The following is a 14,303-nucleotide window of genomic DNA, read 5'->3' as shown; positions in this document are numbered from 1 at the left end:
CGGGGCTCGCGGAGCCCGCAGCAGCGAACCGGAGCAGATGCCATGAGTACAGAGTTCCTGAAGGTCGCCCGCGCGGCACGAGAGGCCGCCGCCGAGCTGGCCCCGCTGCCGCGGGCGCCCAAGGACCGGGCACTGCGCGGCCTGGCGGACGCCCTGGTCGCGCACGCGGCCGAGATCGTCGAGGCCAATGCCGAGGACGTCGAGCGGGCCAGGGCCCAGGGCACCTCCGAGGCCATGATCGACCGGCTGCGGCTCGACGAGGCCAGGGTCTCCGCCATCGCCGAGGCCGTGCGCCAGGTGGCCGACCTGCCCGACCCGGTCGGCGAGGTCGTACGCGGCAGCACGCTGCCCAACGGGCTGGAGCTGCGCCAGCTCCGGGTGCCGCTGGGCGTGATCGGCATCATCTACGAAGGCCGCCCCAACGTCACCGTCGACGCCGCCGTGCTCTGCCTCAAGAGCGGCAACGCGGTGCTGCTCAGGGGCTCGTCGAGCGCCTACTCCTCCAACACCGCCCTGGTGCGGATCATGCAGGACGCGCTTGAGGGCACCGAGGTGCCGTCGGGGGCGGTCCAGCTCGTGCCCGGGCAGACCCGCGACTCGGTCAAGGAGCTCATGCGGGCTCGCGGCCTGGTCGACGTGCTGATCCCGCGCGGCGGCGCGTCGCTGATCAACTCGGTCGTCGAGGAGTCGACGGTGCCGGTCATCGAGACCGGCGTCGGAAACTGCCACGTCTACGTCGACGCCGAGGCCGATCTGGACCTGGCCGTGCAGATCCTGGTCAACGCCAAGGCGCAGCGGCCGTCGGTGTGCAACGCGGCCGAGACGCTCCTCGTGCACGCGGACGTGGCCGACGCGTTCGTGCCGAAGGCGCTGGAGGCGCTGGCGGAGGCGGGCGTGACGGTGCACGGCGACGCCCGGATCGCCGGTTACGGCGAGGTCGTGCCGGCTACCGAGGACGACTTCTACGCCGAATACCTCTCGCTCGACATCGCCGCCGCCGTCGTCGGCTCGCTGGAGGAGGCGGTGGCGCACATCAGGCGCTACGGCTCCGCCCACACCGAGGCCATCGTCACCAGGTCGCAGAAGGCCGCCCGCCGGTTCGTCTCGCTGGTCGACTCGGCGGCCGTGGCGGTCAACGCCTCGACCAGGTTCACCGACGGCGGCGAGTTCGGCTTCGGGGCGGAGATCGGCATCTCCACGCAGAAGCTGCACTCCCGCGGGCCGATGGGGCTGCCCGAGCTGACCTCCACCAAGTGGGTCTATACGGGTGAGGGGCATTTGCGCACCTCAGAAGGTACGGTGGTGGCCGGTTGACCGGCGTGTCGGCCTGACCGGCGCCGTGCGTCGTGGTTTGACTGGGAGGCATGGAAATTGTCATCGCCCTCGCCTTCTCGGCCGCGGTGCTGTTCGGCGCCGACAGGCTCCTGCTCTGGCTGGAGAGCCGGGGTCATGTCAACTGGCGAAGGAAGGGCCGCAAGCAATTGTCCGAAGAACCCACCGCCGAGCTCGACAGCATGCTCTCCGACCACACACGCCGATAAACCTTCGGCGCGCCGCAAGCGGCGACTCACGTCCCAGCGCTAGGGTTGTGTCCCTTATGGGCGCGCCCGGCGGGGAGGGACGGTGAGCAAGCTCGGCAAAGTGGGGCCGTACACCCTGGTCGAGCGGCTCGGCCGAGGCGGCATGGGCGAGGTCTACCTCGCATCCACCCGCCGGAATGAGCATGTCGCACTCAAGGTCCTGCATGACCTGGCCGAAGATGAGATGTCCAGGGTCAGGCTGGAGCGCGAGGTTCGCGCCCTGCGCAGGGTCGAGAGCCCGTACGTGGCCAAGGTGCTCGACGCGGACCTGAGCTGTGCCCGGCCCTACCTGGTCATGGAGCACATCGAGGGCGCCACGCTGCTCGATCGCGTACGCCAGAGCGGGGCGCTCGACGTCTCCCAGCTCGTCGGCCTGGCGCAGGGCATCGCCGCCGCGCTGGCGATCATCCACGCGGCCGGGGTCGTGCACCGCGATCTCAAGCCGGGCAACATCATCATGGGCGCCGAGGGCCCCGTGCTCATCGACTTCGGCATCGCGCAGGTGCTCGACGCGACGCGGCTCACCATGACGGGCACGTTCCTCGGCACGCCCGGCTACACGGCGCCCGAGATCTTCGCCGACGAGCAGGTCGACTCGCCCGCCGACGTGCACGCCTGGGCGGCCACGGTGGCGTTCGCGGCGACGGGCCGGCCGACGTTCGGCCGGGGCACGGCCGAGGCGCAGATGTACGCGGTGCTCAACGGGCAGGCGGACCTCAAGGGCGTGCCCGTGGAGCTGCTGCCGCTGGTCCGCGCCGCGCTCAACAGGGAGCCGGGCAAGCGGCCCACCGCGGCGTTGCTGGCCGACCGGCTGTCCAGGCTGGTCAAGGCCACCAGCGCGCCCGAGCCCGAGCCGGCCGCCGGCCGCACGGCCACGGCGGTGGAGGAGGGCAAGGGGACGGCGGTACGCAGCCGTACGGCAGAGGAGGCCGCCAGGGGCGAGCCCAAGGCCGCGCGGAGCCGGTCGGCCAACCCGAACCCCGACGGGAAGGTGCCCGCGCCGCGTTCCAGAGCCAACACCGAGCCCAAGGCGGGCGCCGCGCGGGGCAAGGTGCCCGCTCCGCGCCAGCGGACGGCCGCGGACGGCAAGGCCGGGGCCGCCCGCCAGCGGACGAACGCCGACGGCAAGGCCGCCGCGGCCCGCCAGCGGACGCCTGCCGAGGGCAAGGCCGCCGCCGCGCGGGCCAAGGTGACCGCGCCGCGCGCACGCGCGACCGCGGCCGTCAGGAGCAGGACGGCGACCGGCCCGCAGGACCGGCGGCGGGCCGGGCTGCGCGCCGAGTCGGCCACGACACTGCCGGCCGGCAACGGCGCGCTGCTCATGCTGGCCGTGCTCGCCGTGCCGTGCGTGGTGGTCTCGGTGATCTGGCCGATCGCCTCGATCGCGATCACGACGGTGTTCGTGGTGCTGACCAGGACGCTCTGGATGAGTCATTGGCTGGTCAGGAGGCGCAGCGCGCGGCGTACCCGGGTGGCGCTGCGCGTGCTGCTCTTCCCGCTCGCGCTCGCGGGCGCGGCGGCGACCGCGGTCATCTGGCCGGGCGTGCCGGTCGCGGTGGCGTCAGGCGGCGCGCTCTGGGTGACCGGCGGCGGTCAGATCGAGGCCGGCTGGTGGCAGCAGCCCGCGCCCGTGACGGTGGCCGGCGTGGTGTTCGGGATGCTGTGCGGCGGCATCACCGGGCGCGAGATCGAACGGATCGGCCATCGCCTGCCCGATCTGCGCAGGGAGGGGCTGCGCGCACTGGCCGTGCTGGGCGGGTTCGTCGCCCTGTGCGCGGCCGCGGTGCGCGCCATCGCCCTGTTGCTCTGAGCGTCTCCCGAGATGCCGTCGTCCGCCGGCTACGCAGCCGATCTCTCCGTCCGGCTGCCCGCGAGCGATCACACTGATCGAGCGCGTACGGCGGAGCCGGTCAGCCCTGGCCGCCCTGTCCGCCGTCGCGGCGGGAGAAGCGGTTGAAGATGCGCTCGCCGGCGTTGACGGCGCCCTCGGCCACGTCACGCAGGACGCCGATGAACGGGTCCTGGGACTGCGACCAGGACGCGCGGTAGGACTCGGCCGCCGCCTTGATCTCGTCGGTCACTCTCGCGTTGGGGTCGTCCTCGCGGCGCGGGTAGTCGCCGCCGAGGATCCGCTCGTACTCGCCGCTGCGCTGCCACTTGTCCAGCTCCGCCACGCGCACCACGGCGAACGGGTGGGTGGTGCCGAGCAGGTTGAGGACCTTGAGGAAGCCGTCGCGGAGGTCGCCGGCGGTGTCGTACTCCTGGTACTGCTCCAGGAACGCCTCGATGTTCATCTCGTGGGTGTAGTCGCCGCCGGCGAGCTTCATCAGCGCGCGCTTGGCCGCCTCGGGGTCCTGACCCGTGAGCAGGCCGCCGCGGTCGGAGGACAGCTCGGACTTGCGGTACCACTCCTCCAGGCCCGCGACGATCGCGCGCAGGCCGATGTAGCCGAGCGGGATCCAGGCGACGCGGGTGGCGAGGCGGGTGAGGATGTCGAGCATCGTCCGGTAGACCGCGTGCCCCGACAGGATGTGGGAGGTCTCGTGGCCGATGACGAAGCGCTGCTCCTCCTCGTTCATGAGGTTGAGCAGGCCGGTGGTCACGACGATGAACGGGTCGTCGAAGCCGATGGCCTTGGCCTGGACCTGCGGGTCCTGCTGGACGTAGATCTCCGGGATGCGGTGCAGGTCGAGGGTGTAGGCGGCGTCGCGGCCCATGTCGTAGAGGGAGCGGAACTGAGTCTCGCTCACGCGTACGGCCGACGCGAGGTACATCAGGCGTAGCCTTCGCTCGCTGATGAGGCCGGACATCTGCTTCAGAACGGTGTCGAACCCACTCAACTTACGCAGAGCGACCAGGGCGGACCGGTCTGCGGGGTGTTCGTAGGCTCGGGACGAGATGCCGGGCAGTTGGACGCGGTTGCGGTCCGGGGTGGTCGTCATGCCCGGCATGCTACGTCCGCAACGGAAGTGATGCGCGGTCATCACGAAGGGGGGTGCCATCATGTTGTGGCAAGGCGTCCGCGTAAGGTCCGATTCATGATGAACGCGCCTGGTGTGCAGGGGATGCGGCGGGTGGGGGTGATGGGTGGGACCTTCGATCCCATCCACCACGGCCACCTCGTCGCCGCCAGCGAGGTGGCTCACCACTTCGATCTCGACGAGGTCGTATTCGTACCGACCGGACGGCCGTACCAGAAATCGGGGCGTGAGGTCTCCGCGGCCGAGGACCGTTACCTGATGACCGTCATCGCGACCGCCTCCAACCCGCGCTTCTCCGTGAGCCGGGTGGACGTGGACCGTCCTGGACCGACGTTCACCATCGATACTTTGCGCGATATTTCAGAAATTTATGGTCATGAGGTTGACCTGTTCTTCATCACGGGTGCGGACGCCCTCGGCGCCATACTCGGCTGGCAGGACGCCGACGAGCTGTTCGAGCGGGCGCATTTCGTGGGCTGCACGCGCCCCGGGCACACGCTGCACGACCCCGGGCTGCCGGAGGGGCGGGTGACGCTGCTGGAGATCCCCGCGCTGGCCATCTCGTCGTCGGAATGCCGCCAGCGGGTGGCCAAGGGCGAGCCGATTTGGTACCTGGTGCCCGACGGGATCGTCCAGTACATCGGCAAAAGGGGCCTGTATCACGCTGAGGGCTGAAAGCCTCTTCCCGTGACAGGCGTGTTTTCCGGGCATCGCGCCGAGGGGCGCGCACGAGAAGTCGCGCCATACGTGAGGGGTTTCGGCCTGGAAGGGTACCCTCAACATATGGGCATGCTGCCGACACAGGAGGACAGACCCGCATCGTGACCGCATCTGACAGAGCCGTCCAGCTCGTGCGCATCGCCGCGGAGGCCGCGGCCGACAAGCTGGCCGATGACATCCTGGCCTACGACGTGAGCGAGCAGCTCGTCATCACCGACGCTTTCCTGCTCTGCTCCGCCACCAACGACCGGCAGGTCCGCGCCATCGTCGACGAGATCGAAGACCGGCTGCGCATCGAGGCCGACGCCAAGCCCGTGCGCCGCGAGGGCGAGCGCGAGGGCCGCTGGGTGCTGCTCGACTACCTCGACATCGTCGTGCACGTCCAGCACGAGGAAGACCGCACGTTCTACGCTCTTGAGCGGCTGTGGAAGGACTGCCCGGCCATCTCCCTGCCGGAGAGCGTCATGCAGGCCAACCTCCAGCGGGCGCGCACTTGAGCAAGAGGATCGTCTGCCTCCGCCACGGGCAGACCTTGTGGAACGTGGAGCAGCGCTTCCAGGGACACTCCGACATCCCTCTCGACGAGACCGGTGTCGCGCAGGCCGCGCGGGCCGCGTCCCTGCTGGGCTCGCTGAGGCCCACCCTCATCGTCTCCTCCGACCTCCAGCGGGCCAATGACACGGCACTGGCGCTCGGGCGCGTCGTCGGGCTCGACGTGGCGGTCGACAAGGACCTGCGCGAGCGCGGCGGCGGGCAGTGGGAGGGGCTGACGCGCGAGGAGATCCACGCGCGCTGGCCCGAGGAATACGCCGCCTGGGAGGCCCCCGACGGAGAGCCGGTCACCGAGGTGGCCACCAGGGTGGCGGCCGCCATGCGTCGCTGGGCGGCCCGGCTCGACGACGACGGGCTGCTGGTGGTGGCCTCGCACGGCGCTGCGCTGCGGCTCGGCATCTGCGAGCTGCTCGGCCTGCCGGAGCAGCTGTGGCCGGCCTTGGGCGGGCTGGGCAACTGCTCGTGGTCCGTGCTGCAGGAAGGTCGCAGAGGGTGGCGGCTGCTGGAGCACAACGCCGGTACGCTCCCGGAGCCCATCAACAGCGACGACAGGCCCGAGTCCGAAGTCTGACGCAGCTCGTACGGCTCGGGGGCCGTACGACTGACATACAGCAGGCGATCTCGGACGAATAGCTCGGCGACGGACACCGCGGCGGCTTGGGACGGCAAGCCGCCCCATGTCGGGGGAGGTTCGCCGATGGAGATTCGATCGCTGCGCTATGCGGTCACCCTGGCGGAGGAGCTGCACTTCGGCCGCGCGGCCCAGCGGCATTTCATCGCCGCCCAGCCGTTCGGCCGGCACATCCAGCGCCTGGAGCGGGAGGTGGGGCGGCGGCTGTTCGCCCGGACGAGCCGCCGGGTCGTGCTGACCCCGGCGGGGGAGCGGCTGGTCGCCAGGGCCCGCGAGGTGCTGGCCGCGGTGGACGAGCTCGCCGAGCTGGCCCGCGCCGAAGATCCGCCGTGCCGTGACACGCATCGCAACCTTTCCCGCTGATGATTCCCGTGCCGGGCCCGTGGTGGAGTGGCCCGCATGGGATATCAGCCTGCGACCGACCTGGAGAGCGGGTCGGCGGCATTACACGAGATCGTGCCGGGGGTCCGCGCCTGGGTGCAGCCCGACGGGACCTGGTGGGTCAACAACGCGGGGGCGGTGACCGGCGACGAGGGCACGGTGCTGATCGACACCTGCGCCACGGAGGAGCGTACGCGCGAATTCCTGCGCGCGGTCGCCGCCGCCACCGGCGAGGCCCCCGTCCGGGCGGCGGTCAACACTCATCAGCACGGCGACCACACCCACGGCAACTGCCTGCTGCCCGAGCACGCGGTGATCGTCGGGCACGAGAGCGTCCGGGCCGCGGTGCTGGCGGACTTCGTCATCGACGGATGCCCGCCGTTCTGGTCGCCGTTGCCCGACTGGGGGGCGGTGACCAGACGGCCGCCGTCGCTGCTGATCCGCTCGGAGCTGGTGCTCTACAGCAGCGGACGCCGCATCGAGCTGCGCCATCCCGGGCACAGCGCGCACACGGCCGGGGACGTGGTCGCGTGGCTGCCGGAGGAACGCGTGCTGTTCACCGGGGACCTGCTCTTCCACGGCGTCACGCCCCTGGTCCTGATGGGCTCGGTGGAGGGGGCCCTGCGCTCGCTGGACTGGCTGGCGGGCTTCGGGGCCGCCCACGTGGTCCCCGGGCACGGCCCGCTGGCCGACGCCGTCTCGCTGCCGGGAGTCCTGGCCGACCACGAGCGCTACTACCGCTTCCTGCTCGACGTCGCGCGGAACGGGAGGGCGCGCGGGCTGGGGCCGCTGGAGGCGGCCAGACGCGCCGATCTGGGGCCCTTCAAGGGCTGGGCGGACGCGGAACGGCTGGTGCTCAACCTGCACCGCGTGTACGCGGACGCCACGGGCACCGAGGTGGATCTCCTGGCGGCCTTCACCGACGCCGTCGCGTGGAATTGCGGCCCGTTGCCGACGAGAGTGTGAGGGGGGATCTCATGCAGTTCGTCACGTATGCCGGACGTTCGGGAGATCAGGCCGGGCTGCTGGTCGACGACGAGGTGTTCGCCCTGCCGCCGGGAGCGCGGCTGGTCGACGTGCTCGGGGACCTGCCGGCCGCCGGCGCGGCGGCGATGCGCGATCCCGCCGAGGTCGTCCCGCTCTCGTCCGTACGCCTGCGCCCGCCCATTCCCGACCCGCCGACCGTCCGCGATTTCATGACCTTCGAGCAGCACATCGAAGGCGTCGCGAAGCTGCTCGACGCGGCCGTGCCCGACCAGTGGTACGCGGCTCCGGCCTTCTACTTCACCAACCCCTACGCCGTGATCGGGCCGGAGGACGACGTGCCGGTGCCGCCGGGGTGCACGATGTTCGACTTCGAGCTGGAGGTGGCGGCCGTGCTCGGGCGGGGCGGGCGCGACCTGACCGTCGAGGAGGCCGAGTCGTGCATCGCCGGGTACACGCTCATGAACGACTGGTCGGCTCGCGACCTGCAGTTCGCCGAGATGGAGGTCCGGCTGGGGCCGGTGAAGGGCAAGGACAGCGCCACCACGCTCGGGCCGGTGCTGGTGACGCCCGACGAGCTGGCCCCCTACCGCGCGGGCAACGCCTTCGACCTGACGATGACCGCGGCCGTCAACGGGCTCACCGTCGGCGCCGATCGATGGAGCAACATGGCGTTCTCGTACCCGCAGATGATCGCCTACGCGTCCCGGGGGACCGAGGTACGGCGCGGGGACGTGCTCGGGTCGGGCACGTGCGGCGGGGGATGCCTGGCCGAGCTGTGGGGGCGGCTGGGGTTCGACGCGCACGCGCCGCTCGCTCCCGGTGACACCGTGACGCTCGGCGTCGACGGGCTGGGCATGCAGCGGAGCCGGATCGTCCAGGGGATCGACGCCGAGCTCGACGAATTCCGGGCGCGGGACAGCACGTGAGGGTGGCACCGCGCGCGGCCACGGTCCGCGGGCGGCGCGATTAGGTGAATGAGCGCGAATGGCTATATGCTCTCGGAGCGCCGCAACGGGTGGACTCGAAGCGGTGACCAGGGGCTATGGCGCAGTTGGTAGCGCGCCTCCATGGCATGGAGGAGGTCTGGGGTTCGAATCCCCATAGCTCCACCCCTTTGTGAAAGGCCGTTCCCGTGATCGGGAACGGCCTTTTTCATGGTGGTCCCGCCGGGACGTCTCGCTTGATCGGAAGCGGCCCAGGTGTCATCCGGGCTCGCCGTTGGCCCGCCGCCAGCGCTCGCGGTGCCGGTCGGCGGCCCGCGTGGCCAGGGCGGCGGCCTGCGCGGGCACCGGCTCGTCCGCCCAGGCGTCGAGCTGGCGGCCCATGCGGTCGACGAAGGTCACGCCGTGCTCCGTCAGCCGCCCGCTGTCCAGCAGGGTGCCCGTGACCAGGCGGGCCGCCGAGCGCCAGCGGGCGAACTCCGCGCTCGCCCTGATCTCGCTCTCGCCCGTCTCGTGGTGTCGCTGGCGGCGCCAGAAGTCGGTCACGCCGAGGTAGGCGTACGAGCCCTGGAGCAGCCCGCCGGCCGGGCGGGGGTCCTCGCGCCACGGCGCGTAGTAGCGGGAGCCGTCGTCGGGCTTGGTCAGCCGGACGATGTCCAGCAGCGCGGAGAGCTTGGCGTGCTGGCCCTCGTGGGTGAGCGTCTCGGCCAGCGTGCGGGGGTCGGGCGGGGTGGACAGGGCGATGCAGCCGTACGCGTCGCGCGAGGTGCCGCTGGACGCCCCGACCGCCGGGTCGTCGAGCGGCGTCAGGACCGTGATCGCGGCGGAGACCTCGTCCGCGACCGGGGCGTGGTGGCTGACCAGGAGCTCCCACGACTGTTCGAGGACGCGGCGCCAGTGGTCGGCCTGCGCGCTGGTCAGGCGCTCGCGCAGGTCGTTCGCCCCCGGCATCCGGTGCGGGTCGAGGTCGTCGATGAGCAGGTCGAGCCGCTTGCCCGCGGACTCGGCCGTGAGCGTGCGCAGGCCCTGCCAGCCGGGCACGCCGTCGCGGATCTCGATCACGATGCCGCCCGCACTCACCTCCGCGCCCTCGGGCCAGCAGTGCACGGTGGCCATGGTGACGCCGTCGGGGAAGGTGACCTGGCCCAGGGAGGGCAGCGTGGCCTTGCCGTCGATGACGGGGACGTCGACCTCGCACGTCGTACGGGCCCGCAGAGCCACCGCCGCGGCCAGCGCGGCCAGTTGCTCGGGATATCGGCGCGTGCGGATCGTGTGGCGGGCCCAGGCGCCCACGGAAGGGTGCTGCAGGACCCGGTCGACCGCCTCCGGATATTGCGACTGGAGGGTGGCCAGCAGGTCGTAGGCGCGGCGCGTCTGCGTCCAGCGGGCGTGGCCCGCCTCCCTGGCCACGTTCAGCACGCCCCTGATGAGCAGCAGGTGCTTGCTGTACTGGGCGGCGCTGAGCTGCCGCACCGCGCTGCCGCCTCCGCCGCCGCTCGCGAGCGCGTCGAACGCGTCCGCGGGGATCCGGTGCTCTGTGAGGTTCATCGGAGTTCCTTCGTACGGGCCGAGACGTCGGCCTCGACCGCGCGCCGGATGTGCTGGATCAGCTCGAACAGGTCGGCACAGTAGACCGAGGGATTGCGGAAGCCGCTGCCGGCTTCGTAGCGGTGTGCGAAGAGGCCGCCGCCGCAGACCCGGCCGACCGCGCAGGCGGCGCACTTCGGCGCGAGCGCGTGGCGGCCGATCTGGCGGGCGGCGGTGCCGGGCAGGAGCAGCAGGTCGTCGAAGGCGTCGTGGATGACGTGCAGGCCGGTGCGGCCGGCGCCCTCGAACGCCGACTTGAGCAGGTCGGACTGCTCGATCTCGCCGTCGGTCTCGATCACGATCATGGCCGCGGGCGACAGGCCGATCTGCTCGCTCGCCGAGTGACCGCCGAGGAGCAGATGGATGATCTCGTCGAACAGGCGGACGCGGACGGGCAGGGACGGGGTGGCGTACCACTGGTCGAACACGCCCTTCAGCCAGTCCGCGTAGGGGGTGGCCGGCGAGCCGGGCGTCCGGCCCGGCGGGGGCTCGGACCAGTTGCCGTGGGGCAGCAGGAAGTCGATCGCCGGCGGGCCGAACGCCAGCAGCGCCTCGTAGCTCGCCAGCGGGTCGTTGCGCAGGTCCACGGTGCACAGCAGGCCGCGGAAGAGGTGGCGGTATCGGGGCGCGGTCAGGCGTCCGAGCGCGGCGGCGACCTTGTGGTAGCTGCCGCGGCCGTCGGCGGTGCGGCGGGAGCGGTCGTGCTCGGCCGGACCGCCGTCGAGGCTCGCCCCGACGCCGATCTCCAGCTCATCGAACAGCCGCAGGAAGCGGTCGTCGAGGAGGACGGCGTTCGTCTGCAGGCTGACCTCGACGCGGGCGGGGACGGCGGCTCTGAGCGTGGTGACGACGTCGTGGATCTCGTCCGGCCCGGCGAGCAGCGGCTCGCCGCCATGCAGGATCACATGTACGGCGTCGAGATCATGTGCCGCGGCGTGCTCGGCGATCCTTTTTGTGGTGGCTTCGACCGTTTCGCGAGACATGCGTTTCGGACGGGATCGCCAGGTCTGATCGGCCATTTCGTACATATAGCAATATGTGCAGGCCAAATCGCATCGGCTGTGCAGTTTGAGAATGAACTGGTTGAAGGGGGTCGGCTGCCAGCCGCCGGCCAGCAATGCGCCGACGTCCAGTGTCGCTGGCCACTCGGACACCGCGAATCAGCCTCCACGCTGAGACTTGCGAGAGGCCAAGCATATGACGTCACTCGGGTAGTCGAAGCATTTCGTTCGCCTGTTCGACGTCCTCATTCGACAGCTGCCCGCGAACGGCGTCGACGACGGCCGCCGCCGCTTGTGGCGTGCCGGCTCTGCTGAATGCCTCTGCCAGTGCCATTTGTGCAGAAATGTCATTTGGTGCGAGGGTCACCGCGATATTGATCTGCTCGATCGCCCGGGTGATGTCCCCATTCGCCATATACCAGCGCCCGTCGATGGTGAGCGCCCTGGCCACCCCGTCGAACCGACCCCGCTCCGCGTAGAGCGCCACCGACTCGTCGCAGTAACGGCGCACCGCCTTGACGTCACCCCGCGCGAACGCGACCTCGGCGTAGATCTCGGCGACCTCGGCGCGTACCGAGGAGTCGTCGGGATCGGACGCGCGCCGCGCCTCGTCGGCGAGCCGGCCGGCCAGCGGCCAGTTCCGCTGCTCACGGGCCACCCGGGCGGCCTCCAGGTACGTGGCGGGCGAACCGCGGTGCGAGACCGGGCCGATGAGCCGGTCGTGGGCCAGCTCGTACCAGCGGCTGCCCATGCGGTGCTCGCCGCGCAGCAGGTGGCGGTCCTCCATGGCGCGGGCCACGCCGTTGGGCATGCCCTTGGTCTTCTCCAGCCCCTCGTACGCGGTGTTGCGGGTGCCGTGGTCGGTGATGAACGTACGGCGCAGCCACAGCAGGATCTCACCGGCCGGGATGCCGAACTCGGCGGCCACCCGCGTGACCACCCGCTTGCAGAAGTCGAACAGGAACTCCTCGACCTTCGCGTACGCCCGCACGTGCTCCTCGTCGATCACCGTCACTTCCTCGGGCAGCGAGTCCCACAGCGCCGAGCAGACCACCTGGAGCTGGACCGGCTCCACCGTGTCGAGGTGGTAGAAGGAGACGTCGCCCGAGGCCTCGGTGACGGGGGTCGAACGCAGCTCGTCGAGCAGCAGCGTGGTGGCGGCGCGGGTGATCGACCTGTGGGTGTGCGTCAGCGGCTTCTCCACGGCGTCCATCGCCGCCTGCGGGGCCAGCGGCTGGAGGTGGAAGCGGGCGCGCGAGCCCTGCCCGAACGGGCGCTCGTAGGGAAGCACCAGGAACAGGAACTCCTCGCGCAGCGACAGCAGCAGATGCAGGTGGGGATGGTCGTGCATGGCGTGAATGAGCTGGTCGACGAACTCCTTGCGGTCGCGCTCGTGCGCCAGATCGCTGTGGAACATCGCCTCCGCCTGGTCGATGGCGGCCAGGACGGGCAGCGGATCGCCGTAGTCGTCCTTGCGGTCGGGCCGCGCGGCCAGGAACCGCGTGATGGTCATACCGGCCAGCGCGGACGCCCCGGCGTCGGGGGCCCACGCGGACAGCAGTCCCATGACGAACGGGTTGCCGCCCTCGATCGGCGAGTGGGGCGAGATCCGGACCACGGGCAGCACGTCGGCCTGCTCGGGGTCGATCCTGGGCAGCACGCCCGCGTGCAGCAGCGAGGTCTTGCCGACGCCGGACGCGCCGTAGAGCACCGTCAGCCCGGCGGCCCGCCAGAGCGTGGCGATCTCCCGCGACTCCAGGTCCCGGCCGTGGAACAGGGGACGATCGTCCGGGCCGTACGGACGCAGCCCGACGTACGGCCGGTCGGTCGCATCGGTCGCGGTCATTGTGGCGTCCTCGCATTCCGGTCGAGCAGCTCCCCGAAGAACTCCGCAGTGGTGCCGACGTAGATCGATATTTTCAGGTCCTCGTAATAGTTCTTCAGGTAATCACGGGCCAGTCGTTCCGCGTTGTCCAATGAGGAGTCCAGCCTGGGAAGGAGTTGGACGCTGACGTGCCGGCGTCTGCGGGTGGACGCGATGGATCTGATCAAGCCGCGGAAAAGGACCCGGAAGTTCCAGTCCTGCAGGCTGTAACCGACGAAGAGGAGCGGGCTGGAGGTCATCGCTTCCAGGACGGGATAGGGAATCGGCAGCAGCTGGCGGCCGTGCGGATCGCCCACATCGCGAAGATTGAGGAGATAAGTCACATAATCGTCCTCGGTTAGCACCAAGGATGCGGGGTCGTCCCATTTGCCGTGCAGGTGATAGATCAGCGGATGGTCGTGATCGGGCTCCAGTACCGCGTCGCTGCCCGAGGGGTCCCACCAGGTCGAGGCGCATACGTTGGGGGTGCGCGGGCCCGAGTGGCAGCGCTGCAGGGCCTGGAACATGAAGTCGTCGTAGTTCGTCGTGATGAACGTCGTGATGGGAAATTCCGCCAGCACGGTGTGCGGGTCGAGGGGGTCGAAGGCGGCCTTGGCGCACTGTTTCAGGTAGTTGCACACCTCGACCTTGAGATCGGTCGGATCGTTCTGGACCAGGGCGGCGTACTGCATCACGTGTGCGAGGTTGGCGTTGTCCGTGAAGGGATACTTGTATCTCGCCGCGAAGTGCTCGCTGAGCTCTCTGCCGGTGGGCAGGCGGCCATAACAGGCGCCTGCGCCGAGAAGGGGGGTGCAATCGCCTCTGCGGAGCTGCTTGATCAATCGGTCCCAGTCCGCATCGTTCACGTACCCACCCCACCGGCTGAAACTTTGTTTGTGCGGTGATTATGTCCGACCCCTCGCCGGGCGAAAAGTGCGGCCATTTCCGGGCTGACCGTAACTTATGTAGATTGTCGCCATTTGTCGATCGGGTTGGTCCGCCGGCGAAATGACGCCCGTGGGGTGGGCCCGTCTCTTATACACATTTCCGAGCCCACGAGACCCTAAGACACCCCCGT

General features: G+C 70.4%; 14 protein-coding genes and 1 tRNA gene. 10 read left to right on the top strand and 5 right to left on the bottom strand.

Annotated features, from left to right (window positions below; translation table 11 throughout):
* The first annotated feature begins 42 nt into the window (after positions 1 to 42).
* From ETD85_RS34570 to ETD85_RS34565, 3 genes are all read left to right on the top strand, one after another.
* The gene (locus ETD85_RS34570) at positions 43 to 1,314 is read left to right on the top strand and encodes a glutamate-5-semialdehyde dehydrogenase (RefSeq protein WP_138694021.1); all 1,272 of its coding nucleotides are present in this window, start codon (positions 43 to 45) and stop codon (positions 1,312 to 1,314) included.
* 50 nt (positions 1,315 to 1,364) lie between these two features.
* Positions 1,365 to 1,541, top strand: a complete 177-nt coding sequence (locus ETD85_RS63490) for a hypothetical protein (protein WP_170246990.1) — start codon at positions 1,365 to 1,367, stop codon at positions 1,539 to 1,541.
* 82 nt (positions 1,542 to 1,623) lie between these two features.
* Entirely contained in the window at positions 1,624 to 3,390 is a 1,767-nt protein-coding gene (locus ETD85_RS34565; RefSeq protein WP_138694020.1) for a serine/threonine protein kinase, read from the top strand.
* Positions 3,391 to 3,490: 100 nt separating this feature from the next.
* Here the strand turns inward: ETD85_RS34565 and ETD85_RS34560 are convergent, their stop codons facing one another.
* A complete protein-coding gene (locus ETD85_RS34560) occupies positions 3,491 to 4,531 on the bottom strand; it encodes a M48 family metallopeptidase (RefSeq protein WP_206058969.1) in 1,041 nt (346 codons plus the stop codon).
* A gap of 87 nt (positions 4,532 to 4,618) precedes the next feature.
* Here ETD85_RS34560 and nadD point away from each other — a divergent pair, with 87 nt between their 5' ends.
* The 7 genes from nadD to ETD85_RS34525 all read left to right on the top strand — a co-directional run bounded on the left by nadD (position 4,619) and on the right by ETD85_RS34525 (position 8,941).
* Positions 4,619 to 5,236 carry a nicotinate-nucleotide adenylyltransferase gene (gene nadD, locus ETD85_RS34555; RefSeq protein WP_138694018.1) on the top strand — a complete coding sequence of 206 codons (618 nt, stop codon included), beginning with the start codon at positions 4,619 to 4,621 and terminating at the stop codon, positions 5,234 to 5,236.
* Positions 5,237 to 5,382: 146 nt separating this feature from the next.
* A complete protein-coding gene (gene rsfS / locus ETD85_RS34550) occupies positions 5,383 to 5,778 on the top strand; it encodes a ribosome silencing factor (RefSeq protein ID WP_138694017.1) in 396 nt (131 codons plus the stop codon).
* Complete coding sequence (locus ETD85_RS34545; RefSeq protein WP_138694016.1) at positions 5,775 to 6,404, top strand: histidine phosphatase family protein; 630 nt, start codon at positions 5,775 to 5,777, stop codon at positions 6,402 to 6,404. The genes rsfS and ETD85_RS34545 overlap by 4 nt, the downstream gene beginning before the upstream one ends.
* Before the next feature lie 126 nt (positions 6,405 to 6,530).
* Entirely contained in the window at positions 6,531 to 6,827 is a 297-nt protein-coding gene (locus ETD85_RS34540; protein WP_138694015.1) for a LysR family transcriptional regulator, read from the top strand.
* A gap of 36 nt (positions 6,828 to 6,863) precedes the next feature.
* The gene (locus tag ETD85_RS34535) at positions 6,864 to 7,811 is read left to right on the top strand and encodes an MBL fold metallo-hydrolase (RefSeq protein ID WP_138694014.1); all 948 of its coding nucleotides are present in this window, start codon (positions 6,864 to 6,866) and stop codon (positions 7,809 to 7,811) included.
* An 11-nt stretch (positions 7,812 to 7,822) separates the two neighbouring features.
* Positions 7,823 to 8,758 carry a fumarylacetoacetate hydrolase family protein gene (locus ETD85_RS34530; protein WP_138694013.1) on the top strand — a complete coding sequence of 312 codons (936 nt, stop codon included), beginning with the start codon at positions 7,823 to 7,825 and terminating at the stop codon, positions 8,756 to 8,758.
* A 110-nt stretch (positions 8,759 to 8,868) separates the two neighbouring features.
* A tRNA-Ala gene (locus ETD85_RS34525) sits at positions 8,869 to 8,941 on the top strand.
* A 93-nt stretch (positions 8,942 to 9,034) separates the two neighbouring features.
* Here the strand turns inward: ETD85_RS34525 and ETD85_RS34520 are convergent.
* From ETD85_RS34520 to ETD85_RS34505, 4 genes are read right to left on the bottom strand one after another with little or no spacing between them, the layout of a single operon-like run.
* A complete protein-coding gene (locus ETD85_RS34520) occupies positions 9,035 to 10,321 on the bottom strand; it encodes an HEXXH motif domain-containing protein (RefSeq protein WP_138694012.1) in 1,287 nt (428 codons plus the stop codon).
* Entirely contained in the window at positions 10,318 to 11,514 is a 1,197-nt protein-coding gene (locus ETD85_RS34515) for an FxsB family cyclophane-forming radical SAM/SPASM peptide maturase (RefSeq protein WP_138694011.1), read from the bottom strand. Before ETD85_RS34515 ends, ETD85_RS34520 begins: the two co-directional genes overlap by 4 nt.
* Before the next feature lie 49 nt (positions 11,515 to 11,563).
* Complete coding sequence (locus ETD85_RS34510) at positions 11,564 to 13,207, bottom strand: tetratricopeptide repeat protein (protein ID WP_138694010.1); 1,644 nt, start codon at positions 13,205 to 13,207, stop codon at positions 11,564 to 11,566.
* On the bottom strand, positions 13,204 to 14,091 hold the full coding sequence (locus ETD85_RS34505; RefSeq protein ID WP_138694009.1) for an SIR2 family NAD-dependent protein deacylase: 888 nt from the start codon (positions 14,089 to 14,091) through the stop codon (positions 13,204 to 13,206). Before ETD85_RS34505 ends, ETD85_RS34510 begins: the two co-directional genes overlap by 4 nt.
* Between the last annotated feature and the right edge of the window lie 212 nt (positions 14,092 to 14,303).

The organism is Nonomuraea zeae, assembly GCF_005889725.1.
GTDB classification, from domain to species: domain Bacteria; phylum Actinomycetota; class Actinomycetes; order Streptosporangiales; family Streptosporangiaceae; genus Nonomuraea; species Nonomuraea zeae.
This window is presented reverse-complemented; position numbering and strand designations above follow the sequence as displayed.